The sequence below is a fragment of the Candidatus Caldatribacterium sp. genome (genome assembly GCA_014359405.1).
Classification (GTDB): domain Bacteria; phylum Atribacterota; class Atribacteria; order Atribacterales; family Caldatribacteriaceae; genus Caldatribacterium; species Caldatribacterium oleiphilum.
The window spans coordinates 1-26,550 of sequence record JACIZN010000009.1; the positions used below are offsets into that span (position 1 = coordinate 1).

Annotated in this window: 35 protein-coding genes; 23 read left to right on the forward strand and 12 right to left on the reverse strand. The window is 54.6% G+C overall.

The annotated features are described in order from the left end of the window. The 7 genes from H5U36_01365 to H5U36_01395 form a co-directional block, all read right to left on the reverse strand. The coding region (locus tag H5U36_01365; protein ID MBC7216831.1) for a hypothetical protein at positions 1 to 177 on the reverse strand (177 nt) is incomplete at its 3' end. A 94-nt stretch (positions 178 to 271) separates the two neighbouring features. Beyond that, complete coding sequence (locus tag H5U36_01370; GenBank protein MBC7216832.1) at positions 272 to 430, reverse strand: rubredoxin; 159 nt, start codon at positions 428 to 430, stop codon at positions 272 to 274. Positions 431 to 491: 61 nt separating this feature from the next. Next, positions 492 to 1,241 (reverse strand): ZIP family metal transporter, encoded by a 750-nt coding sequence (locus H5U36_01375; GenBank protein MBC7216833.1) that lies wholly within the window; start codon positions 1,239 to 1,241, stop codon positions 492 to 494. A 39-nt stretch (positions 1,242 to 1,280) separates the two neighbouring features. Next, positions 1,281 to 2,303: a flippase-like domain-containing protein gene (locus H5U36_01380; GenBank protein ID MBC7216834.1), complete on the reverse strand. Its 1,023-nt coding sequence runs from the start codon at positions 2,301 to 2,303 to the stop codon at positions 1,281 to 1,283. A gap of 38 nt (positions 2,304 to 2,341) precedes the next feature. Beyond that, complete coding sequence (locus tag H5U36_01385) at positions 2,342 to 3,418, reverse strand: glycosyltransferase (GenBank protein MBC7216835.1); 1,077 nt, start codon at positions 3,416 to 3,418, stop codon at positions 2,342 to 2,344. Positions 3,419 to 3,432: 14 nt separating this feature from the next. Continuing rightward, positions 3,433 to 4,602 carry a glycosyltransferase gene (locus H5U36_01390; protein ID MBC7216836.1) on the reverse strand — a complete coding sequence of 390 codons (1,170 nt, stop codon included), beginning with the start codon at positions 4,600 to 4,602 and terminating at the stop codon, positions 3,433 to 3,435. 15 nt (positions 4,603 to 4,617) lie between these two features. Continuing rightward, entirely contained in the window at positions 4,618 to 5,025 is a 408-nt protein-coding gene (locus tag H5U36_01395) for a phosphomannose isomerase type II C-terminal cupin domain (GenBank protein ID MBC7216837.1), read from the reverse strand. 171 nt (positions 5,026 to 5,196) lie between these two features. On the opposite strand from H5U36_01395, the gene metG (H5U36_01400) reads away from it, so the two are divergent. From metG (H5U36_01400) to H5U36_01510, 23 genes are read left to right on the forward strand one after another with little or no spacing between them, the layout of a single operon-like run. Then, positions 5,197 to 6,723, forward strand: coding sequence for a methionine--tRNA ligase (metG, locus tag H5U36_01400; GenBank protein MBC7216838.1), 1,527 nt, complete (start codon positions 5,197 to 5,199; stop codon positions 6,721 to 6,723). A gap of 14 nt (positions 6,724 to 6,737) precedes the next feature. After that, complete coding sequence (gene metG, locus H5U36_01405; protein ID MBC7216839.1) at positions 6,738 to 7,073, forward strand: methionine--tRNA ligase subunit beta; 336 nt, start codon at positions 6,738 to 6,740, stop codon at positions 7,071 to 7,073. Beyond that, positions 7,070 to 7,837 (forward strand): TatD family hydrolase, encoded by a 768-nt coding sequence (locus H5U36_01410; protein ID MBC7216840.1) that lies wholly within the window; start codon positions 7,070 to 7,072, stop codon positions 7,835 to 7,837. The genes metG (H5U36_01405) and H5U36_01410 overlap by 4 nt, the downstream gene beginning before the upstream one ends. Positions 7,838 to 7,895: 58 nt before the next feature. Then, positions 7,896 to 8,651 (forward strand): flagellar basal-body rod protein FlgF, encoded by a 756-nt coding sequence (flgF, locus tag H5U36_01415; GenBank protein MBC7216841.1) that lies wholly within the window; start codon positions 7,896 to 7,898, stop codon positions 8,649 to 8,651. A gap of 18 nt (positions 8,652 to 8,669) precedes the next feature. After that, positions 8,670 to 9,458, forward strand: a complete 789-nt coding sequence (gene flgG / locus H5U36_01420; protein MBC7216842.1) for a flagellar basal-body rod protein FlgG — start codon at positions 8,670 to 8,672, stop codon at positions 9,456 to 9,458. A gap of 5 nt (positions 9,459 to 9,463) precedes the next feature. After that, positions 9,464 to 10,411, forward strand: coding sequence for a flagellar basal body P-ring formation protein FlgA (gene flgA / locus H5U36_01425; GenBank protein MBC7216843.1), 948 nt, complete (start codon positions 9,464 to 9,466; stop codon positions 10,409 to 10,411). Beyond that, positions 10,408 to 11,001: a flagellar basal body L-ring protein FlgH gene (locus H5U36_01430; protein ID MBC7216844.1), complete on the forward strand. Its 594-nt coding sequence runs from the start codon at positions 10,408 to 10,410 to the stop codon at positions 10,999 to 11,001. Before flgA ends, H5U36_01430 begins: the two co-directional genes overlap by 4 nt. Before the next feature lie 12 nt (positions 11,002 to 11,013). Beyond that, a complete protein-coding gene (locus H5U36_01435) occupies positions 11,014 to 12,126 on the forward strand; it encodes a flagellar basal body P-ring protein FlgI (protein MBC7216845.1) in 1,113 nt (370 codons plus the stop codon). Beyond that, on the forward strand, positions 12,123 to 12,416 hold the full coding sequence (locus tag H5U36_01440; GenBank protein MBC7216846.1) for a hypothetical protein: 294 nt from the start codon (positions 12,123 to 12,125) through the stop codon (positions 12,414 to 12,416). The genes H5U36_01435 and H5U36_01440 overlap by 4 nt, the downstream gene beginning before the upstream one ends. After that, positions 12,397 to 12,804, forward strand: coding sequence for a MerR family transcriptional regulator (locus H5U36_01445; protein MBC7216847.1), 408 nt, complete (start codon positions 12,397 to 12,399; stop codon positions 12,802 to 12,804). Before H5U36_01440 ends, H5U36_01445 begins: the two co-directional genes overlap by 20 nt. A gap of 59 nt (positions 12,805 to 12,863) precedes the next feature. Further along, positions 12,864 to 13,187, forward strand: a complete 324-nt coding sequence (flgM, locus tag H5U36_01450) for a flagellar biosynthesis anti-sigma factor FlgM (GenBank protein ID MBC7216848.1) — start codon at positions 12,864 to 12,866, stop codon at positions 13,185 to 13,187. Continuing rightward, a complete protein-coding gene (locus H5U36_01455) occupies positions 13,171 to 13,686 on the forward strand; it encodes a flagellar protein FlgN (protein MBC7216849.1) in 516 nt (171 codons plus the stop codon). Before flgM ends, H5U36_01455 begins: the two co-directional genes overlap by 17 nt. 11 nt (positions 13,687 to 13,697) lie before the next feature. Next, positions 13,698 to 14,627 (forward strand): flagellar hook-associated protein FlgK, encoded by a 930-nt coding sequence (gene flgK, locus H5U36_01460; GenBank protein MBC7216850.1) that lies wholly within the window; start codon positions 13,698 to 13,700, stop codon positions 14,625 to 14,627. Beyond that, the gene (locus H5U36_01465; GenBank protein MBC7216851.1) at positions 14,624 to 15,088 is read left to right on the forward strand and encodes a hypothetical protein; all 465 of its coding nucleotides are present in this window, start codon (positions 14,624 to 14,626) and stop codon (positions 15,086 to 15,088) included. Before flgK ends, H5U36_01465 begins: the two co-directional genes overlap by 4 nt. 8 nt (positions 15,089 to 15,096) lie before the next feature. Further along, entirely contained in the window at positions 15,097 to 16,287 is a 1,191-nt protein-coding gene (gene flgL / locus H5U36_01470; GenBank protein ID MBC7216852.1) for a flagellar hook-associated protein FlgL, read from the forward strand. Next, complete coding sequence (locus H5U36_01475) at positions 16,284 to 16,739, forward strand: flagellar assembly protein FliW (GenBank protein ID MBC7216853.1); 456 nt, start codon at positions 16,284 to 16,286, stop codon at positions 16,737 to 16,739. The genes flgL and H5U36_01475 overlap by 4 nt, the downstream gene beginning before the upstream one ends. Then, on the forward strand, positions 16,714 to 16,953 hold the full coding sequence (csrA, locus tag H5U36_01480; GenBank protein MBC7216854.1) for a carbon storage regulator CsrA: 240 nt from the start codon (positions 16,714 to 16,716) through the stop codon (positions 16,951 to 16,953). The genes H5U36_01475 and csrA overlap by 26 nt, the downstream gene beginning before the upstream one ends. 11 nt (positions 16,954 to 16,964) lie before the next feature. Beyond that, on the forward strand, positions 16,965 to 17,729 hold the full coding sequence (locus tag H5U36_01485) for a TlpA family protein disulfide reductase (protein ID MBC7216855.1): 765 nt from the start codon (positions 16,965 to 16,967) through the stop codon (positions 17,727 to 17,729). After that, positions 17,713 to 18,261, forward strand: coding sequence for a hypothetical protein (locus tag H5U36_01490; GenBank protein MBC7216856.1), 549 nt, complete (start codon positions 17,713 to 17,715; stop codon positions 18,259 to 18,261). The genes H5U36_01485 and H5U36_01490 overlap by 17 nt, the downstream gene beginning before the upstream one ends. Further along, on the forward strand, positions 18,258 to 18,956 hold the full coding sequence (locus H5U36_01495) for a hypothetical protein (GenBank protein ID MBC7216857.1): 699 nt from the start codon (positions 18,258 to 18,260) through the stop codon (positions 18,954 to 18,956). Before H5U36_01490 ends, H5U36_01495 begins: the two co-directional genes overlap by 4 nt. Then, positions 18,956 to 19,690, forward strand: a complete 735-nt coding sequence (gene lptB, locus H5U36_01500; GenBank protein MBC7216858.1) for an LPS export ABC transporter ATP-binding protein — start codon at positions 18,956 to 18,958, stop codon at positions 19,688 to 19,690. The genes H5U36_01495 and lptB overlap by 1 nt, the downstream gene beginning before the upstream one ends. Beyond that, positions 19,690 to 20,775: an LptF/LptG family permease gene (locus tag H5U36_01505; protein ID MBC7216859.1), complete on the forward strand. Its 1,086-nt coding sequence runs from the start codon at positions 19,690 to 19,692 to the stop codon at positions 20,773 to 20,775. The genes lptB and H5U36_01505 overlap by 1 nt, the downstream gene beginning before the upstream one ends. Positions 20,776 to 20,787: 12 nt before the next feature. Further along, a complete protein-coding gene (locus H5U36_01510; GenBank protein ID MBC7216860.1) occupies positions 20,788 to 21,924 on the forward strand; it encodes a DUF3084 domain-containing protein in 1,137 nt (378 codons plus the stop codon). On the opposite strand, the gene H5U36_01515 is transcribed toward H5U36_01510, so the two are convergent. From H5U36_01515 to H5U36_01535, 5 genes are all read right to left on the reverse strand, one after another. After that, a complete protein-coding gene (locus tag H5U36_01515) occupies positions 21,892 to 22,794 on the reverse strand; it encodes an AEC family transporter (GenBank protein MBC7216861.1) in 903 nt (300 codons plus the stop codon). The two genes, H5U36_01510 and H5U36_01515, sit on opposite strands and share 33 nt — an antisense overlap. A 2-nt stretch (positions 22,795 to 22,796) precedes the next feature. Next, entirely contained in the window at positions 22,797 to 23,561 is a 765-nt protein-coding gene (locus H5U36_01520) for a fumarylacetoacetate hydrolase family protein (GenBank protein ID MBC7216862.1), read from the reverse strand. Continuing rightward, positions 23,533 to 24,939: a radical SAM protein gene (locus H5U36_01525; protein MBC7216863.1), complete on the reverse strand. Its 1,407-nt coding sequence runs from the start codon at positions 24,937 to 24,939 to the stop codon at positions 23,533 to 23,535. The genes H5U36_01520 and H5U36_01525 overlap by 29 nt, the downstream gene beginning before the upstream one ends. Continuing rightward, positions 24,936 to 26,027 (reverse strand): isocitrate/isopropylmalate dehydrogenase family protein, encoded by a 1,092-nt coding sequence (locus tag H5U36_01530; protein ID MBC7216864.1) that lies wholly within the window; start codon positions 26,025 to 26,027, stop codon positions 24,936 to 24,938. The genes H5U36_01525 and H5U36_01530 overlap by 4 nt, the downstream gene beginning before the upstream one ends. Positions 26,028 to 26,115: 88 nt before the next feature. After that, the coding region (locus H5U36_01535; protein ID MBC7216865.1) for a 2-hydroxyacyl-CoA dehydratase at positions 26,116 to 26,550 on the reverse strand (435 nt) is incomplete at its 5' end.

Sequence of the window (26,550 nt, forward strand, 5' to 3'; positions counted from 1 at the left end):
GAGGGAGAGAACTTCCCTGAAGGAGAGGGCGTACATCTCCTTCACGAGGAGGAGGGAGAGAATCTCTTGGTCGGAGAATTTCCGAGGTCTTCCCCTTCGAGTTGAAGGTTTCGGAAGGTGTGGTACAATCTTCTCGTAGAAGAACCCGACAAGCCTTACGATTTCCTCAACACTCATCTTCCTCATGGCAGGGGAGGTTTTACCATCTCCCCTGCTTTCATTTCAAGACCCTGTTACCCTATTTTTGGAACATCCCCCCGGGGGTTAATTCTTACTCCTTCTCGAACTGGTCTTTGCTTGCCCCACAGATTGGGCAGACCCAGTCTGGAGGAAGGGCCTCAAAGGGTGTTCCCGGTTCAATGCCGGAATCCGGATCCCCCTTGGCCGGGTCGTACACGTACCCGCAGATGCGACAGATGTACCTGTCCATTCTCATCCCCCCTTAAGCGGAGAGTTTTCTTTCTCTAACCAGAAAGGCGTGGGGAAATTCCTCAGCCAAAGATTGTGTCAAGCCCCATCATAAGGGCAAAGCCTACCATGAGTGCGTAGGTGGAGTAGCGAGCCGACGGTCCGTGGTGTGTTTCAGGGATGATTTCGTCCCCAATGACAAAAAGCATTGCCCCTCCTGCAAGAGCAAGGCCAAAGGGAAGGAAGTTGTACATAAAGGATACAAGACCTATGCCGAGGACTCCTCCCAGAGGTTCCACAAAACCGGTGAGGAGGGCGTAGAGGAAAGCCCTTTTTCGGCTGTACCCCACTCCAAGGAGGGAAACGGCCACGGCGAGTCCTTCGGGGATGTTCTGGAGCCCTATGGCTAAGGCTACGGTGATGCCGTCGGCGATGTTCTGACTTCCGAAGCTCACGCCTACGGCGAGTCCTTCAGGAAAATTGTGGAGCGTTATGGCGAGAACAAAGAGCCAGATTTTTCGCAGTTTCGATGCCGGGCCTTCTCTACCCTTTTCGAAATGCTCATGGGGGATGGCCCGGTCAAGGAGGTCCAGAAGGAGCGCTCCTGCAAGGATACCAAGGATGGCTATTCCCGGTCCACCCTTTTCGATGGCGGGAACAAGGAGACTGAAGGCTGTAGCGGCGAGCATAACCCCTGCGGCAAAACCGAGGAGTTTATCTTTCAGGCGGTGGGAAAGGGAATGGAGAGAGGGGAAGAGAACAGGAATTGCTCCCATCCCTGTTGCCAGACCTGCCAGTGTGCTCCCGACAATGCCCCAGAGTATGTGGTTCACAGGAATATTCTCTACAGGAATTACCTCTCAGGCAAGAGGTTACCGAGCTAAGGTTCGGAAAAAGGCAATGCTTCCCGCTCCTAAGGCCCCGTAGTAGGTGTACAGGCGCCAGAAGAACACAAGGAGGCTCACCCTGCCCCCTTCAAGGAGAGGCCCAAAGAGAGAGGCAAAGGAGAGCTCGGCCACTCCACTTGCGCCGGGAACAGGGGTGAAGCGGAGGGCAAAAAAGAGGGGGACCTGGAGTCGCACAACGGAAAACCAGGAGAGATCTGACACCGAGAGTGCCTGGAGGATGAAGTACGTCGTCCCGAAGAGGCAGAGGAAGTGGAGAGAGTACATGAGGATGTTCCACCCGAGATAGTGGGGATTGCGGAGGAAAAGGACGAATTTCTCCCGGAGTTCCCCAAGGAAATTGCCCACAAAGGAGGGGGCAATTTCGGCAAGGTAGCCAAGGCGAGGGATACGCTGGCTGAGGGCAAGGCACACCCGCTCGGTGAGAACCACAAGAGGGCCGGGAAAGCGGAGAAAAAGGGCGAGCACCCCAATGAGCACCGAGTACACGAAAAGGAGGTACGATGTGAGGCGGAAAATTCGAGAGGGCACATCCTCGGGGAAGAAAAGAGAGAAAAGGAGAAAAAGAAAAACAAGGCTCAAGGAGTAGAGGGCTCCTCCGACAAGGGTGAGACTTGTGGCTTCCCCCAGTGTCAGGCCCGATTTTACAAGGACATATATCTCGGCAACGTTTCCTCCGGTATTGGCCGGAGTAATGCCGCTTAAAAAGTACCCAGAGAGAACCACGGTGAGACCGTCTCGGAGGCGGAGGCGTTTTTTCCAGAGGCGTACTGTTACCGAGACTCGCAGAGCATCGCAGGTCCAGGCGAGGACAAGGAGGGAAACACCAAAAAGGAGGTAGTGGGGTGCGGGAATAGAAAAGATTACTCCTCCTTCCCGCCGAAAAAGGGAAAGGATGATAAGGATGAGGGCAACAGTACTCCCGCCCACTCCAAGGAGAAACTGCCTGAGAATTCTTCGAGGATTAAGGGCGTGCTTGGTTCGTTCCACGTTCCCATTATCGCAGAGATTACTCCGGGGAACAAGGGTTAGAGGATGCGGATTTTCTTGAGAGCTTCTGCGTGGGCGGTTAAGAGACCCAAAAGGCACAGGACGGTGCTCTCTGCACCTCGATTCTCGTTGAGCCCTGAAGGGGTAAGTCCATCAGCGCAGGATCCAGTCTCAGGATCGTACAGGCTCAGGCGGTGGACATTTCTTCCTAAGAACCACTCGAGGGAGATTCGAGCCCTCTTGCGGTTTTCCTCAGGGTTGTACACCTTCGAAGCCCTGAGGGAGGCAACAAGCATCCAAAAAGCTTCGATGGGTTGCTGATCGAAGATTGCTCGATTCCCCCCTTTCCTGTACCATCCCCTGTTCCCTACAGGGACAAAAATATCCCCCCGGAAAACCTGTTGAGAGAGGAATTCGAAGCTTTCTTGAGCGACGGCCAGAAACCTTTTCTCTCCGGTGACTTCAGAGGCAGCAAAGAGAGCAGCAGGGAGCAGAGCATTTCCCCAGGTAAGGACTTCGTCGAACCACTTCCAGGAGGAATCGGAGTGCTCCAAGTACCTTTTCAAGAGTTTCTCGCCCAAGGCTCTGGTGTATTCCCCGATAGAAAGACAAGAAGGTACTGTGGCGCGGGCAAGGGCAGCAAAGCCCTCAAGGAAGAAGGCTATTGAGTGGGGATGCGCAAAGGAGGCAACGTGAGGGAGGAGCCGTTCGAGCATCCTCCACGCAGGTTCTTTGAATTCCCGAGGAAGAGGTGAGGCAAAAAGGCGCGAAAGTGCCCAGAACGCTCTTCCCTGGCACTCCTCGGATCCAACTTCGTCATCAGGTTTTCGGTCAATACCGAAGAAATTATGGAAAAGTCCATCGTCCCTTTGCGCCCACTGGAGAAAGGAAAGGTACCTCCTGAGAAGACGAAGGGCTCGTACTTTCCCGGAAAGCTCAAAGTAGTGGGTAACCACAAGGAGAGCTCTCGAGACATCGTCGGTGGTATATCCATGGCGAAGATCAGGAACGCCAAAGGTTGCGTGCTGGTAAAGGCCGAAGTGGTCGGTAAGGGCCTCGAGGTAGTCAAGACGAAGGGGCAGGGTCCTCCGGTGGGTCTGTAAAGCAGAGAACATTGCTCTCACTCCCTTTACCTGAGGCTCAAAGCAGAATAACCTTGGGCGAGCTGGGCAAAGAGAGACGCGTACTCCTTTCCGACCCTCGCCCAGGAGTAGAAATCACCAAGGTTTTCAACTTCTCTCTGCAGGGTTTCCATTCTCCTTGGGTTGCCAAGGAGATCAAGGAGTGCTTCTTCGATGGCCTTTGCATTTCGGAAGGGAACGAGAATGCCCCTGCCGTTTTGGAGGGCTTCTTGGGCGGAGAGGTAAGGAGTGGAAATGACGACTTTCCCAAAGTGGAGGGCATACGTGAGGGTGCCGCTTGTGATCTGCTCTGGATTGAGGTACGGCGTGATGTAAATGTCTGTCGCGGCGAGGTAGTCTGCGAGTTCCTCTAAGGAGAGGTATCGATTCACAAAGCGTACATGGTCCTCGAGGCCTAATTCGTGGACTCGTTCTTCAAGGAACGTACGGTACGCTTCGCCTCGTCTTTCGCGCTCCTTTGGGTGAGTTTCTCCAAGAATGAGGTAGATTGTCTTCGGGAAGCGACGGACGACTCGGGGAAGAGCTTCAATGGCGTACTCTATGCCTTTTCCCGGGCCTAAGAGGCCAAAGGTGGCAAGGACAATGTGTTCTGAAAGTCCAAGTTCTTTCCTAATCCTCTCCCGATCTTTGGGGATTTCAGAGGGAGCACCGTGGGGAATGTAGGTGATTTTGTACGCCGGAATACCGTATACCTGCTCGAGGATGGGGATGGCAAGGCTATTCATGCAGACGAAGGACGCTACGTACTGAGACATTTCCTGTATAATGGCTTGCTTTTTGGGGTCTGGTTTTGGAAGGATGGTGTGAAGAGTCACGACGGCCTTCTTTTTGAGGGTTTTCAGAAAGGTAAGCACGAACTCCCCTTCTTCCCCGCCAAAGATTCCGAATTCGTGCTGCACACTCACGATGTCAGCAATATCGTTGGCAATTTTTGCCGCTTTGACGTAATCGAGTTCCTGGTTCTTCCGTACCACGAAAACGACTTCTGAGGGCCACTTTGAAGTCTCTTCCCCTCCTTGCTCAATGGCAATGACTGATGGGGGGACGAGGCTCTGGGAAGCTACAGAGAGGGCAAGATCCCGGGTAAAAGTCGCAAGACCACATTCTGTGGGGGGATAGGTTGAGAAGTAGACTACTTTCTCCCGGAGAAGGGTCATAAGATTCCACCTCCTTTACAGATTTTTGGCACGTCCGTAATCGTCCTCAAAGCGGATGATGTCTTCTTCGTCGAAGTATCCAAAGGAGATTTCGAGAACCCGAACTTTAGTGTTGTGGGCTCGGAGACGATGCTTGGCTCCTCGAGGAATGAAGAAGGGTTCGAGTTCCTCAAGTTCCCGCACTTTTCCATCAAGCTCTACTGTGGCCTTTCCCGCAAGGAGGACCCAGAGCTCGTCCCGGTGGGTATGGGACTGGAGGCTCAGAGAAGCCCCTGGGTTGACTTCGAGGATTTTAACCGTTGTGGGTTCATTCAGAGTGTAACGGATGAAACGGCCCCAGGGCTTTTGAGTTTCCTCGATGCACGGTTCTCTTGTGTGCCGCCCTTTGTATTGCGTGCTCCGCGAAAGAGTGGTTTCAAGCATTAGGCTCACCTCCTCTGGAGGGATAGTAAGTGAAAGCGGAACGAGCGCTCCAATTATAGTCAAAATATCAGTATTTGTCAAATGGAAGGTAATTTCCCCCTCTCGAAGGATTGACACCCCAAAGAAAGTGCGGTACTAATTAGGGCAAAAGCGGAAACTGGGGGAAAGGCAATGTGTGCGTTCTATGTCACCACACCTATATACTACGTGAATGACGTTCCCCACATTGGGCATGCGTACACAACCTGTGCGGCCGATGTTCTTGCTCGCTTCCACCGGATGATGGGTGAAAAGGTCCTCTTTTCTACCGGCACAGACGAGCACGGGCAGAAAATCGCAAAAGCAGCTCAAGAAGCCGGGCTTACGCCTCAAGAGCTTGTGGACCAGGTCGTGGTTCGCTTCAAAGACCTCTGGGAGAGGATGAACATCTCCTACGACGTCTTTATCCGAACAACAGACCCAGAGCACGAGAGGACCGTCCAGGCCTTCTTTGCGCTCCTTAAGGAGAAGGGGTACATCTACAAGGGTGAGTACGAGGGATGGTACTGTATCCCTTGCGAGACCTTCTGGCCGGAGTCGCAACTTGAAGGGCGCTTTGTGTGCCCGGACTGTGGAAGGCCCCTTGAGCGCCTTCGGGAGGAGAGCTACTTCTTTGCGCTCTCGAAGTTCACCGAGCCTCTCCTTTTGTACCTTGAGAAGAACCCCGACTTTGTCATGCCTGAAAGCCGCTTCAACGAAATTTACAGCTTCGTGAGAGGTGGTCTCAGGGACCAGAGCATTTCCCGGGCAGGGGTTCGCTGGGGGATTCCCGTTCCCGGGGACCCGAACCACACAATCTACGTCTGGTTTGATGCCCTCATCAACTACCTCACTGTTGCCGGATTTGGAAAGGATAAAGAGCGTTTTGAAGTCTTTTGGCCCGTGGCGCACCACCTTGTGGGAAAGGATATCCTCCGCTTCCATGCGGTTCTCTGGCCAAGTATGCTCCTTGCGGCGGGCTTGCCCCTTCCCCGGCGGGTTTTTGCCCACGGGTGGTGGACAGTGAACGGAGAGAAAATGTCAAAGTCAAAGGGGAATGTCGTCGACCCCCTTGAGGTCATCAAGCGATTCGGGGTGGACCGCTTCCGGTACTTTTTACTCCGGGAAGTGAGTTTTGGCCTTGATGGCGATTTCTCCGAGAAGGCTTTCATCGAGCGGTGCAACGCCGACCTTTCGGATAACTTCGGAAACCTGGTGCACCGAACGCTGAGCATGGTGTGGCGGTACCGAAATGGAAGAGTTTCTCGCCCCTCGGGGTATGAGGACCGGGAGTGGGAGGAGCTTCTCTCTGAGGTTCGGGAGCGTTTCTTGGTTTCCATGGAACGATTTGCCTTTTCCCAGGCTTTGGGAGAAGTCTGGCGTCTCGTCCATTTTGGAAACCGCTACCTCGATCAGAAGGCCCCCTGGCGCATGGCCAAAGACCCAAGCCTCCAGGAAGAGCTCGATCGGGTCCTCTACCGGCTTTTGGACTGTGGGAGAATCCTTGCGGTGTTCATCTTGCCCTTCATGCCCGAGACGGCGCGAAGGCTCCTTGGATTCCTGGGAATGGAAGGAATACTCGGCGAAAAAAACCTTGTGCCCTTCCTTGACTGGGGAAAGGGACCGGAGGCTTTCGTAGTACAGCAACCCGAGCCCCTCTTCCCCCGTCTTGAGGGATAGAGGAGGTGTGTTCAGTGGCCTTGCAGGAAATTCATCTTGAGGATTTTCAGAAAATCGACCTTCGGGTTGGAGAAATTGTGAGTGCAGAACGGGTCGAGGGAACTCGGGCCCTTATGGTTCTTCGGGTTAACCTCGGGGATGAAGAACGGACCCTGGTTGCCGGCCTTGCTCCGTACTACGCTCCGGAAGAGATGGTGGGGAAACGGGTCATTGTGGTTGCCAATCTTGAACCCGCGGTTATCCGGGGGATCAAATCCCAGGGCATGCTCCTTGCCGCCGATGACGGTCAGGGCAACGTGAGCCTTGTGACTGTCGACCGGGATATTGCCCCAGGAAGCAGGGTTCGATGACCTTCTGGGTCGACATCCATGCCCATCTCGACGACGAGGCTTTCGCCTCGGACCTCCCTCAGGTTATTGCCCGTGCCCGGGAGGCAGGGATTCAACGCATCGTTACCGCGGCGACTTCCTTAGAGTCCTCTCAGAAGGTTTTAGAACTCGTGGACCTGTATCCTGAGGTGTACGGATGCGTGGGTGTGCACCCTCAGGAGGTCCGGGGCGAGGAGGTGGACCTCTCTTTCCTTGAAGATTTCCTGAAGAGAGCGAAGATTCTTGCCGTTGGGGAGATTGGTCTTGACTACTTCTGGGACACGACGTATGCGGAAAAGCAGAAGGAGGTCTTCACCGCTCAGGTAGAGATTGCCGAGCACTACCATCTCCCTGTTGTCGTCCACTCCCGCAAGGCTGAGCACGAGGTCTTCAAGATACTTGCCGAGAGGGCAAAGAACATCCCCGTGGTGTGGCACTGCTTTTCTGGAGATGTAACTTTTCTTCGAGAGGTCCTCTCTCGAGGATGGTACATCTCCTTTGGAGGCGTGGTAACCTATCCTAAGGCGACAAGACTAAAGGAAGTGGCTCGAGCCGTCCCTCTTGAGCGTCTTTTCCTCGAGACCGATGCCCCATACCTTCCTCCCCAGGGAAGACGAGGCAAGAGGAACGAGCCGGCGTTCCTTGTAGAGGTTGCAACGTTCCTTTCCCAACTTCGGGGTGAGACTCTCGAGGAAATCCGGGAGAAGCTCTTTGCAAACTTTTCAGAAGTCTTCTTGAAGAAGTAGCCCTCGATACCCCCTCTTTGGCAAGCATATTTATCCCTTCTTCCTGGGAGGTGGAACGGTGATTCGAGGAATCTACACCGCTTTGTCGGCACTCAACGTCTATGAGATCAAGCAGAGTATCATTGCGAACAACATCGCCAACATCGATACTCCAGGGTTCAAAAAGGATGCCTTTTCCGTAGAATCCCAGGATGAGGCAGAACTCTTCCGCTTTGCCTCTCGGGAAAACCCGGCTTTCGTCGGTACCCTTCCTCTTTCGGTGCAGCCTCAGGTCGATTTTTCCACTGACTTCTCCCAGGGGAGACTCGAGGCAACGGGGAATCCCTTTGATCTTGCCATCGAGGGTGAGGGGTTCTTTGTGGTGCAGACTGAGGAAGGCGTGGCGTACACGAGAGCTGGGAACTTCACGCGAGGTGCCGATGGGAGGTTGGTAACCCTTCAGGGGTATCCTGTCCAGGGAGAGGCAGGAGACATTGTGCTTCCTGAGAGAGGGGAAGTCGTTGTCGATGAAGAGGGAAATGTGCGCGTTGGAGGAGAGCTCGTTGGGAGGCTCCGAGTTGTCCGCTTCCCCGATGCCCAACTCCTTGAGAAGCAGGGTGAAAACCTCTTCCAGGCTCCGGAAGGGGTGCTTCCTGAGGAAGCCACAGGGTATACCATCCACCAGGGATTCTTAGAGAAATCCAACCTCGATATCGTGGAGGCCATGGTGCGGATGATTGAAGCCCTTCGGGGGTACGAACTTGCCCAGCGGGCGGTGGTTACCCAGGATGAGGCTTTGGGAAAAGCGGTGAATGAAATTCCACGTCTTGGCTAAAGGAGAGGAGGAGAGAAGGTGATTCGGGCGCTATGGACGGCGGCAACAGGCATGCAGGCCAAGCAACTCGACCTTGATGTTATTGCCAACAACCTCGCAAATGTCAACACCACGGGATTCAAAAAGAGCCGGGTTGACTTTCAAGACCTCATGTACCAGATTATCCGCTTCAAGGGGACTCCTACGTCTCCAGAAACTCAGGTTCCTTCTGGAATCGAGGTGGGTCTTGGAGTTCGTCCGGCAGCAATCCAAAAAATCTTTTCCCAGGGGGATATTTACGAAACGGGGAATCCCCTGGACCTTGTCATCGAAGGGGATGGATTTTTCCAGGTCCTTCTCCCTGATGGAACCGTTGCCTACACCCGAGATGGGTCCTTTAAGCTCGATGCCCAGGGAAGAATCGTCACCAGCGACGGTTTTCCTCTTGAACCTCCTATCACCATTCCCCAGGGTGCTGAATCCATCACCATTGCCCAGGATGGGACGGTTTCTGTGAAAATGCCCGGCGAGGTGGAGCCGCAAGAAGTGGGAGTCATAGAGCTTGCCCGCTTCATCAACCCGGCCGGTCTTTTGAGCATTGGCCGGAATCTCTACGTTGCCACCGCTGCTTCAGGGGAACCTCAAATGGGGACTCCAGGATTTGAGGGTTTTGGGACACTTGCCCAGGGGTTCCTGGAGACCTCAAATGTCCAGATTGTGGAGGAGATGATCCGCATGATTTCCGCGCAGCGGGCGTACGAAATCAACGCTAAGGCGGTAACGACAGCTGATGAGATGATGAGCATTACGAACAACATGAAGAGGTGATGGGGTTGTCCCGGTGGTTTGGGCTTTTGGGGCTTGGGGTACTCCTTCTTGGGAGTTTTGCCTTCGCCCTTACCCTTGAGGTAAACCTCAAGGAGTCGGTGACTCTCTCCGGGGAAACCGTGACTCTTGGAGACGTTGCCGAAATTTCCTATCCCAATCCCCGATGGGAGGATGTCCTGCGTAAACTCAGCCTTGGGGTCCTTCCTCCACCGGGAGGGGAGCGAATCATCTCACCCCGAGAAATTTACAACCGTGTTGTGGAACGAAGGATTCCCGGCCTTGACTACATTTACTTTTCCGGAGCCCCTTCGGTGCGGGTGCAGGTGGAAGGGGTACTCCTTGCAAGGGAAGTGGTCGAGGAGAAAATTCGTTCTGCTCTTCGGGAACGCTTCCCCTGGGCGGAGGAAATCGACGTTACCCTTTCTGGAAAAGATAGAATTGTCTTCCCCTCGCCGGAGTTCGGGATCGTTCTCCCTGCTATCCTCAAACCCTGGGGGACGCAGAGTGCAACTCTTGTGGACGAGAGCGGAACACGAGATGTAGAGGTTCGTTTCACCCCTTTGGTGCGCCGGTCGGTGGTGCGGGCAGCGCGGAATCTCGCAAGAGGAGAGACCCTTGGGGAGGAGGACGTAACGGTCCAGCTTGAAGTGCTCTCACCGGAGAACGAAAAGGCCCTGAAGGATGTTGCTGATGTTCTCGGAAAACCTCTCCGCCGAGCTGTGCGCGCAGGGGAGATTGTAACCCCTGATGCTTTGGGTAAGGAGGTTCTCGTGAAACGAGGAGATCTCGTAACCCTTGTTGCCGAGTACGGGGGTATTGTGGTAACGACAACCGGGAAGGCGCGAGGCGAGGGGTCCTTGGGGGATACCATTATCGTCGAGAACCTCTCTTCGCGAAAGCGGGTGGAGGGTGTCATTGTGGATGAGCGAACGGTGCAGGTGGTGGTCCGATGAGGTGGCTTAGGGTATGTATTGTGGCGAGTCTTCTTTTCCTGGGAGGAGCTGCCTTTGGTGAGTCCCTCTGGCGAGATGATGCGTGGTTTTCAGAGCCATACATAGCCCGTCGGGCAAGAAATGTAGGAGATATGGTGGTTGTGGTCCTTGAGGAAAATGCTAAGGGGACAGCTTCTGCTTCATCGCAAGGAAGCAACACCACTCAGGTGAACCTCAAGGCGGGACAGGGCATCTTCGATTTCATCCCTCCGGCCCAGCTTGACCACGGGAGCTCCCAGAGTAGCGAAAGATCCTATAACCGAGGTGTGACTCTGCGGGGAACCATTCCCTGTCAAGTTGTTGAAGTTCTCGAGAATGGGTACCTCAGGATTGCAGGCAAAAAGGAGATTTTCCTCAACAAGGAGCGGGAGACGATGAGCATTGAAGGTATCATCGACCCCCGTTTCCTTTCTCCTCAGAATACCATCTCTTCAACCCGGGTGATGGATGCGGTGATTCGCCTTGAAGGGACTCTGAAGCCCAAAAGACAGAGCGGGCTTTTGGGGATGCTCCAGGGATTTTTCGGTTCCATTCTGGATATCCTCTTTTGAGGGGGAAGGCTCATGCGGTGGATTTGCCTTTGGCTTTGTGGCGCTGTGCTCTTTTTCTTCTCCTTCCCTCTCTGGGCAGAGGTTACCCGTATCAAGGACATCACCGAGGTTGAGGGTGTTCGGGGGAATCAGCTCGTAGGATACGGGCTTGTGGTGGGGCTTTCGGGAACTGGGGACAGCCAGAATAGCCTCTTCACCAATCAGGCTCTGAGTAACGTCCTTGAGAAGTTCGGTATCCCCGTGGATTCCCAGCTTGTGCGCTCACGGAATGTGGCTTCAGTCCTTGTGACTGCAGAACTCCCACCCTTTGCCCAGAACGGGGAGCGAATTGACTGCATCGTTTCCTCTCTGGGAGACGCGAAGAGCCTCCAGGGAGGAGTGTTGCTCCTCACGCCCCTCAAAGGCGTGGATGGAAAGGTCTATGCTGTAGCTCAGGGGCCGGTATCCATTGGAGGTTTTGCTGCGGGAGCCGGGGGAGGAGCTCAGGTCCAGCGGAATCACCCCACTGTCGGTCGAATTCCAAATGGAGCCATTGTGGAGCGGACGGTGGAAACGACCTTTTTCGATGCCGCTCGAGGTACTTTTACCCTTCTCCTCAAGAATCCCGATTTCGTCACCGCATCCCGTATTGCTCAAGCCATCAACATTGAGTTCGGTGGCGATACGGCAAGGGTTCTTGACGCTAACCGCGTAGAGGTCCGCATCCCCGAGGGGTACAAGAACCGGGTGCCCCAGCTTGTTGCTCTGGTGGGAGAAATTCCCGTGGAGCCGGATATGCCGGCGCGAGTCGTGGTGAATGAGCGAACCGGAACCATTGTCATTGGAGGAAATGTTCGAATCCTTCCGGTAGCCTTAGCGCATGGGAATCTCACCGTGACTATCAGGACTCAGTACGAGGTTTCCCAGCCTCCACCCTTCTCCCCAGGAGAGACGGTGGTGGTTCCTCAGGAGGAAGTCGAAGTGAGAGAGCAGGAGGCTCGCCTTTTCCGGGTGGAATCGGGGAATACCATTGATGACCTCGTGCGGGTCCTCAATGCCTTAGGGGTAAGTCCAAGGGACCTCATCGCCATTCTCCAGGCCCTTAAGGAAGCGGGAGCCCTCCAGGGGGAGCTTGTGATTCAGTGATGCGTATCGAAAATCAGGGTGCGGCACATTTGACAGGAAAAGAGAAATCGCAGAAAATGTTGCAAAAGGCCTGCAGTGACTTTGAGGCCTTTTTCCTGGGATTTGTGCTGAAGAGGGCTTTTGTGCCCCTCTTCCCTTCGTTTGTGAGCCAAGAGGAGATGTGGTTTCGAGAACTCCTGGTCGAGGAAGTGGCGAAAAAGGCTGCGCATCAGGGGGGAATTGGACTGGGCCGGCTCCTTTTTGAGCGCCTCATGAGGGGGGAGAAGCTTCGTGACTCTGGCAAGGTGTAAGCGGTGTGGGGTGATTTTCCAAAAGGTCATCGACCGGGATATTTGTCCTGCTTGCCTTGAGAAGGAAGAGGAAGAATTTCAAAAGGTCAAAGAGTTCTTCCGTCAGCACCCTAAGGCACGTCTTGAAGAGGTGAGCGAGGCTACCGGTGTGGACAAAAAGACCATTCTTGAGTTCCTTAAGGAGGGGCGTCTCCAGGTAGCAGAGGGATTGGAACCCATAGCTGAGCTCTTCTGTGAGCGGTGTGGGAAGCCCATTAGCTCAGGAAGGCTGTGCGATGAATGCCGCAAAAAGGTCGCCCAGCTCGTTCAGGGCGTGGAGGAGAAGAAAACCCGAGGCCCCGATTTCTACTTCAAAGATATTTTGAAAAAGAGGGGGGAAAAGGACTAAAGAAAATGGAGGGAGAGCCGATATAAAGGGTAGAGAAGCAGGGAAAGAAGGGATAGGATGTGAAGATCTCGGGGAATCAGGTTGAAAGTCTCTTCCGGGTGTACGTTGAGCGGATGAAGGAGGAAAAACGAAAAGAGTTCTCTTGTGTGTCTCCCCGGGAGGATTCTCTCACCCTTTCTCCCAAAGCCCAGGAAACGAGCGTCCTGAAAGAGCGACTCCAGGAGATTCCTCCCGTGAGGCAAGAGCTTGTTGCTCATCTTCGAGAGCGAATTGCTGAGGGGCAGTACCATCCAAGTGGTGTGGAGATTGCCCGGAAGATGCTCTACCGTGAAGCAGTTGATTTCATCGTGAGCGAGGGAGAGCGCATTGACCACTCCGCGTGAGTACTTTGCGTACCTCCTTGAGGGTTTCAGGAGGGAACTTGAGCTCCAGCGAGAGCTTTTGGATATTGCTCGAAAGAAGGAAAATCTTCTTGTTACCAACAACATTGAGGCTCTGGTGCCTCTCCTCGAGCAAGAAGAGGACCTTGTCTTCCAGACCTGTAGCGTAGAGAAACGCCTGAAGAATATCTGGACGGAACTGACGGAACGCTTTTTCCCCGATGCAGGGGATCTGAGTCTCTCGAAAGTCATCGAACTTGCGGATGAGGATCTCCGGGAGGATTTCCAGAAAGTTCGGGAAGAGCTGACGATGGTTGTTCGAGAACTCCGGGAACTCAACCGCCGGAATGCCATCCTCATTGAGGATATCCTCAACTACATCAGTGTGGTCTTCTCACTTCTTCTGCGGGAGACGGAGCGTCAGGAGAATCCCTACGGTTCCCTGCGCAGGGGTTGGTATGAGGGAAGTGTTCGCGGTGTCCTCATCGATGGGGTCGTATAGGGGGGAGTGCCGTGCGGACCATCTTTCTTGGACTTGAGATTGCCCGAAAAGCTCTGCAGACGCACCAGGCGGCGATGAACGTCACGGCCCACAACATAGCCAATGCGAATACCGTTGGGTACACCCGCCAGGTTCCTCACCTTGTCCAGGAAACGGTCCCCCTGAGCGGTCTTTTTGTTCCTCCCCACCTCAAGAACATTGGCCTTGGAGTTGACGTGGATGAAATCCGGAGGATGCGGGATAAGTTCATCGACCTCCAGATTCGCCAGGAATCCCGCACCGGGGCGTACTGGAATACCATCGACCAGGGTCTGGAGCAGATTGAAGTGATTTTTGGGGAACCCAGTGAGGAAAGCGGTCTTTCCCAGATTTTCGACCGTTTCTGGAACACCTGGCAGGAACTTGCCAAGTTCCCCGAATCCCAGGCCTCTCGAGTACTTGTGGCCGAAACAGGTAGCCTCCTTGCTCAAGCCCTCAACCACACCTATGCGCAGCTTGAGGCGCAAAGACAAGAGCTCAACGAGAAGGTGGCCATCAAGGTTCAGGAAATCAACACCTACGTTCAGCAGATTTACGACCTCAATCAGCAGATTGTCCGCGTGGCTCCGGCCGGAGGAAACATCAACGACTACAAGGACCAGCTCGATGTCTTGGTGGACAACCTCTCCAAGGTTCTCAAGGTCCAGGTCCAGGAGAATGAAAATGGTACCTACACTATTGTTCTCCAGGGAAGAATCCTGGCAAGCGACCGGGAGCGGAGCTTCCTTGACCTTGCGGTTGATGCTTCGGGCATGAACCAGGTGGTCTTTGCGGATGGTCCTGCGATTGATTTCACCTACCAGGGTGGAGAACTCAAGGCGATTCTTGACCTTCGGGATACCATTGTCCCAGAGTACCAGGGGCCATCGACACCCTTGCCCAGGGTCTCAGGGGCGTGGTGAATGCAGTGCACCAGAGAGGATTCACCCTTGAGGAACCTCCTGCTCAGGGGGGAGATTTCTTCTTGGGGACCGGAGCGAAAGACCTTGCTGTGAATCCCGAGATTCTTGAGAATCCCGCAAAAATCGCCGCTTCTTTGAGTGGTGCCCCGGGTGATGGCGAGAACGCCCTGGCGATTGCCCAGCTTCGGGGTCAACCTGTTGTGAGTGGTGCAAATCCTGATGACTACTACCGGGGAATTATCTCCCGCTTGGGCGTTGAGCGGGAAGAGGCTCAGCGAATTGCAAAGAACCAGGAGGCCCTGGTGCAGCAGCTTGAGAACCGCCGGGAGTCGGTCTCTGGAGTGTCCTTAGATGAGGAGATGACCAACCTCATCCGCTACCAGTACGCGTACCAGGCAGCTTCAGTCCTTGTGCGGACGATTGATGCCATGCTCGATACCGTGGTGAACAGAATCAAGTAGGTGAGAGTATGCGTGTAACCCATCGGATGATCACCAACCAGGTCATGACGAACCTAAGCAGCATCACCGGGCGTCTCCTGCGGGTTCAGGACATGTTCTCTTCAGGTAAAACCCTCCGTCGTCCCTCAGACGATCCGGTGAAGCTGAACCACGTTTTGCTCCTGCGAACCTCAATTCGAAAGCTCGAGCAGTACATTACCAATGCTGAGGATGGAGCAAGCTGGCTCAACCTCACGGATACGAGCCTCAACCAGGCTACAGAACTCCTGCAGAAGATTCGGACCCTGGCTGTTCAGGGAGCTAACGGTACCTTGACTTCTGAGGACCGCCTGATGATTGCCACAGAGGTTGAAAAGTACCTCGAGGAACTCATCGGGGTTGGCAATACGAGCTATGCGGGGAGGTACATCTTTGCGGGGACTGAAACCCTCACGGTCCCCTTTGCCCTCCGGGATGGGCAGATTGTCTACCAGGGGAATGGTGCCCCCATCCGCCGCGAAGTCGAGGAAGGTGTGGTTATGGAGCTTGGGGTTCCGGGAGATGAGGTTTTCTTCCGGGGATTTGAGGCCTGGAGTGAGGAAGGGATTACCCTTACGCCTGGGAACAGTTTCTCCATAAACGGGGTGGAAATCGAGATTGACGCAACCATGACTACCCTTGACGACCTTGTCCGCCGCATCAACACCGATGCCAGTCTCAAGGATTCCGTGTACGCCTTTACGGATGGGAAGCGCCTCTTTCTGCGCTCAAGGACCGAGGAACCTTTTGTCCTTGAGGATGTTTCTGTTTCGGGAACACCACTTCAGGACTGGGGGCTCCTCGACGGTTCGGGGAACATTCCAGCGACAAACTCCCGTGGAGCTTCTGGAATCCTCAAGGTTGTGCAGGACCTTGTGGTGCACCTCAAGGGGAACGAGGTCGAGCGCATTTCGGGGGAAGACCTTGAGCGGATTGATGAGGTCTTAGACCTTCTCCTTAAAGTTCGGGCTGAAGTCGGTGCCCGCACGCTTCGCATGGAGAATGCCCTGAGCCGTTTTGAGGATTTCAAGTTGAACTTTAAAAAGCTCCTTTCCCTTGATGAGGACATCGACGTGGCTGAGATTGTGGTGCAGCTCCAGGAGCACCAGAGTGTTTACCAGATGGCCCTTGCCTCGGCGGCGCGGCTTCTGCAGCCCACCCTTCTTGATTTCCTGCGATGAAGGTCGCAACGCGGTACTTCGGTGAGATTGAAGTCGAGGAGAGCAAAATTCTCCTTTTCCCCTGGGGTATTCCGGGTTTTGAACACCTTCGCCGCTTCCTTCTCTTGGAGGACCGGGGTTTTTTCTGGCTCCAGAGCGTGGACGATAAAGACGTAGTCTTTGCCGTATGCGATCCTTTCGTTTGCTTTCCGGGGTACGAGATTGAGATTCCCACTGCCGAGTGCGAAGCCCTGGGCATCACAAAAAGTGACGAGGTCGTTGTCCTTGCCATTATGAACGTCCGTTCGCCTCAAGAGATAGGGGTTAACCTTCTTGCCCCTCTTGTGATAAACTGTACTCTGAAAATGGGTAAGCAAATCATTCTTGAGGATGAACGGTACACGCTCTACCATCCCCTCGTCCTCAAGGGGCAGGGAGCGGAAGTCGATGCTCGTCATAACCCGGAGAGTTAACGAGAGCATCCGCATCGGGGACAACATCGAGGTCAAAATCGTGGCTATCGAGCGGGGGAAGGTTCGCCTCGGAGTCCTTGCTCCCCCTGATGTCCCCATCTACCGGGAGGAGCTCTATCAGTCCCTTGTTCGGAAGAACCAGGAAGCCCTCTTTGCCTCGGAAGATATGATCCGAGCCCTCAAGGGAATTTTCCAGAGTGCCCCAAAAGAGTGAAGGAGGTCACCATGAAAGTTGAGAACTTCGTCGTACTTTTCGGAGTCTTTCTCCTTTCTTTTCTTGCCCTTTCTCTTGCTCGTGCTCAGGATGCACCTTCTTTTCGTCTCCCTGGTCTTGACGGAAAGGAGTACGCACTCTCTGACTTTCAGGGGCAACCTGTCCTTTTGACCTTTTTCACCACCTGGTGCCCGTACTGCGCCGAGGAGTTGCCGCTCCTTGAGAAGCTCTACAAGGAGTACCACAAGAAGGCCTCTCTCGTTGTCCTTGGTATTGACCTTCAAGAGCCGGAGAATCTCGTGCGAAAGTTCACCGAGCGGGTAGGCATTTCGTTCCCGGTACTCCTTGATGCCAAGGGAGAGACTGGTTTCTCATACCGGATTCTTGGACTTCCCACCCTCTTTTTCATCGACCCTGAGGGAAAGATTGCCGATATGATTCTTGGAGGGAGTGACGAGGCCACCATCCGCCGCAAGCTCGACCGCATCCTCTGGTTTCGGGGATTGCTGCCGGCTGAGGTACGGAACCTCCCTGTGGTTTTGAAAGAGGTTACGCTTTTGGATTTTCGGGAAAACGGTACCCATCCTTTCCCGGAGACTCCCGGTTTCCGGTACCAGAAGGTATCCCAGGACAGTGATTTCTCTTCCTTTGATTCCCAAAGTGCGTACGTTATCCTTGCCGCTTCGAATGCAGAGGGAAAGGCTATAGCTTCTTCTCTGGCAAAGAAGGGTTTCCGGCGCGTGTACTACCTCTTAGTCGATGACGCTCAGGAGTAACGGGGCTGTTATCCTTTCCCTTGGTCTTTTGGGGTTTCTCGTCTGGTACTTTTTCGTCCTTCCCCGCCCGGTGGCCTTTGAGGAGCCCTCCAGAGAGCAGGTAGAGAGGGTCACGGTTCTCCTTGAAGGAGCAGAGGTGGCGAAAATCACCGAGAGAGGAAAGGAATGGACCCTTCAAGCTCCCCGCATTGAAAAGCACGACGACACCGTGGCACTTTTCTCCATCTCGGGAGCTTTTCTTGGTGGAGACAGCCCTCTCTACGAGGTGCAAGCAGGTTCCGGTACGGTGGACCTTACAACGAGTACGGTCGTTCTGGAGAAGGTGGAGCTTCGCCGGAAAGAGACAGGGGAATACCTTCGGGGGGAACGGCTCGTCTGGGAAGGAAAAGCGCAGGAATTCCTCATGGAAGGGGTTACTTTTTCCGGACGGGAGTTCTCAGCGCAGTGTGACGAACTGGTTTATAATGTAGCCAAAAGAAGGGCGAGCTTCCGGGGGAATGTGGTGGTGCGACTGGAGATGGAAAAACGGTGAGGCGGTGGATTCTCGGATTCTTCTGTCTTCTCCTCCTCTTTTCTGGATGTCCTCTCTGGGGAGAAGAGGAGAACCTCCTCGTTGTGCGGACGCAGGAAGCAGAGTACGACGAAAAGAGTGGAAAGATTGTTGCCCGTGACGCAACCTTGAGCTGGCGGGATCTCTCGATTTTCTGCCCTCTGCTTGAGGTGGATGTCAAGACCCAGGAAATCCAAACCCAGGGGGAAGTACGGGCAGCTTTTGGGAATCTCGAAGCCCGGATGGAGAGCCTTTCGTACTCTCGGAGGACGAACACCCTTCGGGTTACGTCTTTCCAAGGAAAAGCCCAAGACCTTACCTTCTCGGCAAAGGAAGGGCTCTTTGACTTTGGGAAAGGTGTGGCCACCTTCTCAGGTGACCCCGTCCTTTTGGTACGGGGTTTTGAGGTGCGTCTTGGGAAAGCGGAGTACGTCTTTGCGACTCGAAGGTGGCAGGGACGGGATGTCATGGTGTCCCGAGAGGGGTGGAGCGGAAAGGCAAAGAGGGCTCTCTACACTGAAGGGACGAATGTCCTTATCCTTGAGGGGGAAGCGGAGATATCCCGGGAGGGAAACCTCCTCCGGGGGGAACGAATTACGGTAAACCTCGATACCTCTCAGGTGAAGGTTGAAGGGAACGTGGAGATTTTCCTCATGCCCTTTGAGGAGAAGAAGTGATGGAGCGGAACTGGAATGTTCTTTCTGGGGAAAAACTCACCAAGGAGTACAGCAAGAAACGGGTGGTGAACGAGGTCAGCATCACCGTCCGAAGGGGGGAAATCGTAGGGCTCCTTGGGCCCAACGGGGCGGGGAAAACCACAACCTTCTACATGCTCGTTGGCCTTATCCGTCCCACGGGGGGAAAGGTGTTCCTTGACGATTTTGAGCTCAACCATCTCCCGATGTACGTGCGGGCCCGAATGGGGATTGGGTACCTGCCCCAGGAGCCATCGGTCTTTCGAAAGCTCACCGTTCGGGAGAACCTCGACCTTGTCCTTGAGATGCAAGGGCTTCCCCGGAGAGAAGTTGTGCGGCGGCGGAACGAACTCCTTGAGGAATTCGGTATTGCGCACCTTGCTGCATCGGTGGCCAACCTCCTCTCGGGAGGGGAACGGAGGCGCCTTGAGATTGCAAGGGCCCTGGCGACCTCTCCGTCCTTTATCCTTCTTGATGAGCCTTTCACCGGCATCGACCCCATTGCCGTTGAGGACATTCAGAACATCGTGCGGGGTCTCGCGCAGAAAGGCATCGGAGTCCTCATCACCGATCACGCCGTCCGGGAAACCCTGGCCATAACAGACCGGGCCTACATCATCTTCGAGGGGAAAATTCTTGTCTCGGGCACTCCGCAGGAAATTATCCAGTCAGAGCTGAGTCGTAAGTACTACCTCGGGGAGCGGTTCAACCTGTAATGCATACCCTTGACCGGTACGTGATTCGGCAGACGAGTGGTTCGTTTCTTTTTGGGGTCTTCCTCTTTGTGGCCATTCTGAGCGCCGGGGACCTCCTCTTTCGGCTGGCCCGGATGTGGCTCCGGGAAGGGTTACCGGGAGGAAAGGTGGTGGCAATCTTTTTCCTGAGCCTGCCCCAGCTCCTTGTTTACGTTCTCCCCATGGCTCTTCTTTTGGGTATCCTCCTTGTGGTTGGGCGTATGGCCGGGGACAGCGAAGTGGTTGCCCTCCGTGCCTCTGGAGTGAGCCTTTTTCGGTTCTTCCTCCCTTTTTTCCTCTTTTCTCTGTGGGTGTGTGCGGGGACGATCGTCCTCCAGGAAGTTGCCCTTCCTCTCTCGGCGCTCAAGCTCAAGGAGGTGTGGGAGGAAGGGATGGTCTCCTCCTGGCCTGTGGCGGAGCGGACCTTCTTTCGGGATGCTTCAGAGGAAGGAGTGGAACGTCTCTTTTACGTCCGAGAAGTGGATGCAAGGAACGCCCTTCTTGAGGGAGTTGTGGTGCAGGAGTACACGGGAGAAAAGCTTCGGCGCATTATTAATGCCGAACGGGCGAGGGTTTCCGAAGGCCGGTGGGTTTTCGAGAACGGGGTGTACTACGAGGTGAACGATAAAGGAGAGGTTGAGCGAGTGGTGCGCTTTGCCCGTGAAGAGGCGAAAACCCGTGAGACCATGGAAGAAATCCTGAAGACAAAGAAGCGACCTCAGGAGATGAGTTTTTCAGAGCTCCGGGTTTACGTGGAGAGAGAGAAGGCCCGGGGGCAGGACACGAAGCACCTTGAAATCCTTCTCTGGCACAAGACTGCCATTCCCTTTGCGGCTCCTGTTTTTGCCCTCATTGGTGTGGCTTTAGGAGTCACTTCTCCTCGCTCGGGGAAGGCCTTGGGGATTGGCCTGAGTATTCTTGTTGTTTTCGGGTACTATGTCCTCTTCTCCATCATGAGCACCCTTGCTGAAGGAGGGGTGCTCTCACCGCTTTGGGGTACCTGGGTAACGAATGTCATCGGGGCTCTCGGTGGCGGTATGCTCCTCTGGAAGCGGAACAGAATATAGTGAGGTGAAAGAATGGGCACAACGAGTTTCCTCCTCATCCTTGTCCTCCTTCTCTTGAGCGGAGTCATTGCCTATGTTGGGGATTTCCTGGGCCGGAGGGTTGGGAAACGGAAGCTTTCTCTGCTTGCCCTTCGTCCTCGCTACACGGCGATTCTTGTGAGCATTGTCACAGGGATTCTCATCTCTACTGTGACCCTTGCCATTCTGAGTATGGCTTCCAAGGATGTACGAACAGCCCTTTTTGGGATGGAAGAACTCAAGAGAAAGCTTGAGTCCCTCAACCAGGAGGTTCTGGCAAGGAATGCAGAGCTTGAGCGCATGAAAGAGACCGTGCGCATGTACGAAGAGCAGGTGGCTACCCTCTCCCAGAAGGAGAGAGAACTCTCCCTTTCCAAGGCAAGCCTTGAAGAAGAGGTGCGGTCGCTTCAGGAGAACGTTACTACCTTGGAAAAGCAGAGGAAAACCCTCCAGGATGAAATCCAGTCGCTCCAGATGGAGCTCACCCGCCTGCGGGCGAACCTCATAGCCGTACGCCAGGGGGAAATTGTCTTTCGGGATGAGGAGGAAATCCTCCGGGTGGTGGCGCAAGGTGGTGTTCCTGAGGACGAAGCAGAGGATTTCCTCCTTTCCCTCATTCGACGGGCTACGGTCATCGCCCAGGCTCGGGGAGCTGGACAGGATCGGGAAGGGCGAGGGGTGGTGTTCGTTCAGGAGGATAACTTTAAAGAAGCGGTTGCGAAGCTCTCTTCAGGAAGTGGAGAGTACGTGGTGCGCCTTGTTGCTGCCCTCAATACCCTGCGGGGGGAACCGGTCATTGCCCGTTTCCTCCTTGAGGAGAACAAAAAGATTTTTTCTCAGGGGGAAGTCATCCTCCGGAAAGTGGTCACCCTGGAGAGAGGAAGGACTAATCCCGACCTCATCCTTGCCGAGATGCTTCGGGACCTCAATATTCTCGGCGTTGAGAAGGGGGTTCTCTCTCAGGAGGGAAAGGTTGGGGTCATTTCGGCGCTCAACCTGAGTGAGGTGACTCGGGAGCTTGAGAAGCGGGAGGGAAGGGTAGTTCTTGAGGCAATAGCCGAGAGTGATATTTTCACCGCCGGACCGATGCGGGTGTTCCTACGGGTGCAGGAGGAGGTTCCAGAGGGGTAAGGTGACGAGGGAAAACAGGGTCGTTGCGCAGATAATGCTTGAGGAGAGCTCGGTGTCAAGCTCGTACACAGAGGCAAAGACGTACGAGCTCACAAGTGTTGGCGTTGCCGACTGGAGAACGAGGACTTTTGCAAAAAGAGGGGGAAGGGGAACGCACCGGGTGAGGGCATAGGCTCCAAGGGGAAGGAGGAAGAGCTTCAAGAGAGCGGCGCTTCCAAGAAGCGTCGCTTCTTTAAAGAGGTTTTTGGGTGAAAGAGAGAGGCCAATGGCCACCATGGTAAGGGGGATTGTGGCGTCTGCAAGGCGGTTGATGACGCTTGAGAGAAGGGGCGGAAGAGGCAGGCGATTCAGGGCGAGGGCAAGGAGGAAGGCGCTGAAAGGTGGGAGCTTCAGGAATTCAACAACGTTACGGGAGGAAAATCTCCCCGTTTTCCCAAAAACGCAAAACGGCACCCCTACGGTGTACGCCGAGAGGAAGTTCCCTAACTGGTCGTAGAAAATGGCCGGGGGGAGACCCTTTTCGCCGAGAAGGGCAAGAATAAAGGGATATCCGAGGAAAGCCGTGTTCCCAAAGGCGGCTCCCATGGCAAAACTTGCAGCCCTTCTTGGAGAAAGGCGGAAGAGCCGAGTCCCAAGGAAAAAGGAGAAAAGAAAAAGAAGGCTTATGGCCATGTAGGCTAAGGGAGGAATGCCCCAGAGTCTCCGGTCAAGCTCTGCCCCTTGGAGGGAGCGGAAAACAAGACAGGGAAAGGTCACGTAGAGGACGAAGCGGTTGAGGAGAGGAGCGGTTTCGGGCGGAAATACCCCAAGAACCCGCAGGAAAAACCCAAGCCCTATGAGGATGAACATGAGCCCGAGGACCTGGCCCATGGCTACCGCACCGCAACGGGATTGCGCAGGGTACCGATGCCCTCTACCTCCACCTCAACCACATCTCCGGGGGCAAGAGGGCCAACGCCTTGAGGTGTCCCGGTGGCGATGACGTCTCCGGGAAGAAGGGTCATAACCTCAGAGATGAAGGCAACGAGCTCTTCCACGGGGAAAAGGAGCATTCTGGTATTGCCTTCTTGCCTGAGGACCCCGTTCACGAAGGAACGCACCGTGCAGTCTGCAGGGTTGATTTCGGTTTCAATCCAGGGGCCAAGGGGGGCAAAGGTGTCGAAGGATTTTGCCCTGGTCCACTGAATGTCCTTTGCCTGGATGTCCCGAGCGGTGACGTCGTTGAAGCAGGTGTACCCGAGGATGTAGTCGTGGACTTCACTTCTTTTGACCCGGAAAGCTCTCTTGCGGATGACTACCGCAAGCTCTGCCTCGTAATCTACCCGCTGGGAGTGAGGCGGTAGAAGAATCGGTTCGTTCGGTCCAATGACTGATGTTGAGGGCTTGAGGAAGAGGATGGGGTTCTCGGGGACGGGTGAGTTGAGCTCGGCGATATGGTCTTTGTAGTTGAGACCGACGGCAACGATTTTGCTCGGACGGACCGGAGGAAGGATGCGAAGGTCCTTGAGAAAGAATTTCTTTCCCGTCCTCTTTGCCTCTCCGAAGGGAGAGGTGATTTCGGCAACAGTATCTCCCTCCTCGAGAACCCCCCAGCTTGGAGTATTCCGATCAGGGCAGAGAAAGCGAAGGATTTTCACGACGCATCCGCTCCTTCAAGTAGAAGTACTCTTTCATACGGGAGAGGAAAGGAATCTTTGTGAAACACAGTTTCTTTGCAAACTGCACAACCTGCGGAATGGCATGGAGGCCCCGGTAGGCTTCAAAGTACGCCCTGAAAAGGAGCCGACGGAGTTCCTGAGGCTTCAGGGTGTCAAGCTGCACCACCGGATGGGCTCCATCAAAAAGGGACCACGGGAGGTTGAGGACGCGACGCTCTTTTGTGAGCTCTTCAAAGAGCGCCGTTCCAGGGAAGGGGGTAAGGAGCGAGAACTGAACGATATCTGGGCGAATCTTTCGGGCAAACTCAATGGTCTTCTGGACGGTGGCCCTGGTCTCTCGAAGCCCTCCAAGGATGAAGGAACCCCAGCTCTTTACCCCGTACCTGCGGAGGATTTCTACGGCTTTTCTCGCTACCTCGGTCGTGAGCTGCTTCCCGTAATCTTCAAGGATAGCTTTTTCGGCGCTCTCAAGCCCAAGGTACACCATGCGCAGGCCAGCTTTGGCCATTTTTCTCACCAGGGTCTCGTACCGGACAATGGTATCGGCTCGGGAAAAGCACCACCATTTGAGCTTTAGGCTCTTCCGTTCCATCTCGTCGCAGAGGTACTCCACCCGCTTGGGGTCAAGGGTGAAGTTATCATCCACGAAGGCGATGGCCCGGAACCCAAAGTCAAAGTAGAGAATCTCAAGTTCTCTGAGGATGTTCTCCGGGGAACGGGCTCGCCATTTTTTCCCCGAGAAATGGGACGAAGCGCAGAACGTGCAGGCAAAAGGGCATCCCCGACTTGTGACCACGTTCACAAGCGGTTCCCCCTCGAGTTGAGTCATCCAGTACTTGGAGAGCTTGAGGAGGTCTCGAGCAGGAAAGGGCAGAGCGTCGAGATCCTGTGGGGGAAGGGGGGAGGGAGTCCGAATGAGGGCGTCATCCCGTAGAAAAGAAATGCCAGGGACGGCATCCAGAGACACCCCATTCTCTAAGGCATCAAGGAGAAGCACAAAGATTTCTTCCCCCTCGCCCCGGACGACACAGTCCACGAGTCTGCTCCGGAGGGTTTCTTCGTCCTGGAACGTTGCGTGGTACCCTCCCATGACCACGATGCGTCCGGCGTTCTTTGCTTCCCGGGCAATCTTGAGAGCTTCAGGGAAGGTGCTCGTTGTGGCGGTAATGCCCACGAGATCACACCTTTTGAGCTCTTCTTGAAAGCGTTTTTTCTCTTCCACCTGGAGGTCCACGATGGCCACCGTGTGGCGCTTGCGGCATGAGGCTGCAAGGTACGCTAAGCCAAGGGGAGGGAGCTTGAGACCTATAAAGTCGTAAATCCCTGGGGAAGGAGGCTGCACAAGGAGCACTCTCACCTTTTTTTCAGCTCCTCCATCTTTTCGATGATTGCCTCACCCACCTCATAGGTCTTTGCTGCCGTAGGATCATTTGGGTCAGATTTGAGGTCGTAGGTAACCTTCTTTCCCTCTCTGATGACTGAAGCCACGGCTTCCTCCAGGAGGTCCGCTTTTTCTTTTTCGCCGAGGTGACGGAGCATCATGACCCCCGAGAGAATCGTGGCAATGGGATTCACTTTGTTGAGCCCCTTGTACTTTGGGGCACTCCCGTGGGTCGGCTCAAAGACGGCGTAGTGGTCCCCGATGTTGCCTCCCGGAGCAACGCCGAGTCCCCCCACAAGTCCTGCTGCAAGATCAGAGATAATGTCCCCGTAGAGGTTGGGGAGAACAAGAACATCGTAGAGCTCGGGTTTCTGGACAAGCTGCATGCACATGTTGTCAACGATACGGTCTTCAAACTCGATATCCGGGTAGTTCTTTGCCACTTCCCGGGCAACTTCTAAAAAGAGCCCGTCCGAGTACTTCATGATATTGGCTTTATGGACTGCGGTGACTTTACGGCGTCCGTTCCGGCGGGCGTACTCAAAGGCAAAGCGGACGATGCGTTCCGTACCGAAAACGGAAATGGGCTTTACGCTTATTCCTGAATCCTGGCGGATCTTCCCCTTTCCTAAGCGCTCCACGGTGGCGATGAACTCCAAGGTTTCTGGCTGTCCTTTTTCGAACTCGATTCCTGCATAGAGGTCTTCGGTATTCTCGCGGATGATGACGAGATCCACATTCTCGTACCGTGAACGAACCCCTGGGTAGGTCTTACAGGGTCGGACACAGGCGTAAAGGTCGAGTTCTTTGCGCAGAGCCACATTGACGCTCCGGAACCCCGTACCTACGGGAGTGGTGATGGGACCTTTGAGGGCTACACCGTTCCGCTTGATGGATTCGAGAACCTGCGGAGGGAGAGGAGTGCCGTACTTCTCAATGACCTCAGCACCTGCTTCTTGGACATCCCACTCGATGGGTACTCCTGTGGCCTCAATGACTCTTTTTGCCACTTCGACGATTTCTGGTCCAGTTCCATCTCCCGGTATGAGCGTCACCCGGTACATGGCGCAACCTCCTTCTCTCCTTTGTAAGGGAATGGTAGCGAACTCCTTTGCGCTTTGCAAGGTCCCTGAAGCTGTAATATCCCTCTCGCTAATTGAGCATTTCTCTGAAGGCTTCAAGGCGGGTACGTAGCTGTTCCTCTCCCCCGTGGCGCCTGTCGAGGTGGTCTCCGTCAAGGAGAAGAACTGGATATCCTGCCTCGAGGATTTTCTGGCGCAGAATGGCGCTCATGCCTTGACTCTGACGGCATCCCCACTGGGTGAACTGTATTACTCCTTCAGCGTCATACGTTTTGAGGGCCCTGAGGATGCGCGAGGTGCGTCCCTTAAAACTTGCCAGAACTTCGTTTGCCCAGAGAATCTTCTCCGCAAGGGAAAGGAAGGGGGAGGAAGGGGAAAGTTCCCCCGGGAAAACCTCGGTAAATTCTTCGAAAACCACCCCAAGCCCGAGTTCTTCAAGAATTGCTGGAAGCATCCCGGAGTAGAAAGGTTTGAGGTGGAGCCAGACAAGGCGATGCGGAAGGGT

What these genes read in the sequence shown, in the direction of transcription:
- H5U36_01370 (MBC7216832.1), bottom strand. Translation starts at nt 430, where the DNA reads ATGGACAGGTACATCTGTCGCATCTGCGGGTACGTGTACGACCCGGCC.
- H5U36_01385 (MBC7216835.1), bottom strand. Translation starts at nt 3,418, where the DNA reads ATGTTCTCTGCTTTACAGACCCACCGGAGGACCCTGCCCCTTCGTCTT.
- H5U36_01390 (MBC7216836.1), bottom strand. Translation starts at nt 4,602, where the DNA reads ATGACCCTTCTCCGGGAGAAAGTAGTCTACTTCTCAACCTATCCCCCC.
- H5U36_01395 (MBC7216837.1), bottom strand. Translation starts at nt 5,025, where the DNA reads ATGCTTGAAACCACTCTTTCGCGGAGCACGCAATACAAAGGGCGGCAC.
- metG (MBC7216838.1), top strand. Translation starts at nt 5,197, where the DNA reads ATGTGTGCGTTCTATGTCACCACACCTATATACTACGTGAATGACGTT.
- H5U36_01410 (MBC7216840.1), top strand. Translation starts at nt 7,070, where the DNA reads ATGACCTTCTGGGTCGACATCCATGCCCATCTCGACGACGAGGCTTTC.
- H5U36_01430 (MBC7216844.1), top strand. Translation starts at nt 10,408, where the DNA reads ATGAGGTGGCTTAGGGTATGTATTGTGGCGAGTCTTCTTTTCCTGGGA.
- H5U36_01435 (MBC7216845.1), top strand. Translation starts at nt 11,014, where the DNA reads ATGCGGTGGATTTGCCTTTGGCTTTGTGGCGCTGTGCTCTTTTTCTTC.
- flgL (MBC7216852.1), top strand. Translation starts at nt 15,097, where the DNA reads ATGCGTGTAACCCATCGGATGATCACCAACCAGGTCATGACGAACCTA.
- H5U36_01475 (MBC7216853.1), top strand. Translation starts at nt 16,284, where the DNA reads ATGAAGGTCGCAACGCGGTACTTCGGTGAGATTGAAGTCGAGGAGAGC.
- csrA (MBC7216854.1), top strand. Translation starts at nt 16,714, where the DNA reads ATGCTCGTCATAACCCGGAGAGTTAACGAGAGCATCCGCATCGGGGAC.
- H5U36_01485 (MBC7216855.1), top strand. Translation starts at nt 16,965, where the DNA reads ATGAAAGTTGAGAACTTCGTCGTACTTTTCGGAGTCTTTCTCCTTTCT.
- H5U36_01490 (MBC7216856.1), top strand. Translation starts at nt 17,713, where the DNA reads ATGACGCTCAGGAGTAACGGGGCTGTTATCCTTTCCCTTGGTCTTTTG.
- lptB (MBC7216858.1), top strand. Translation starts at nt 18,956, where the DNA reads ATGGAGCGGAACTGGAATGTTCTTTCTGGGGAAAAACTCACCAAGGAG.
- H5U36_01505 (MBC7216859.1), top strand. Translation starts at nt 19,690, where the DNA reads ATGCATACCCTTGACCGGTACGTGATTCGGCAGACGAGTGGTTCGTTT.
- H5U36_01510 (MBC7216860.1), top strand. Translation starts at nt 20,788, where the DNA reads ATGGGCACAACGAGTTTCCTCCTCATCCTTGTCCTCCTTCTCTTGAGC.
- H5U36_01515 (MBC7216861.1), bottom strand. Translation starts at nt 22,794, where the DNA reads ATGGGCCAGGTCCTCGGGCTCATGTTCATCCTCATAGGGCTTGGGTTT.
- H5U36_01530 (MBC7216864.1), bottom strand. Translation starts at nt 26,027, where the DNA reads ATGTACCGGGTGACGCTCATACCGGGAGATGGAACTGGACCAGAAATC.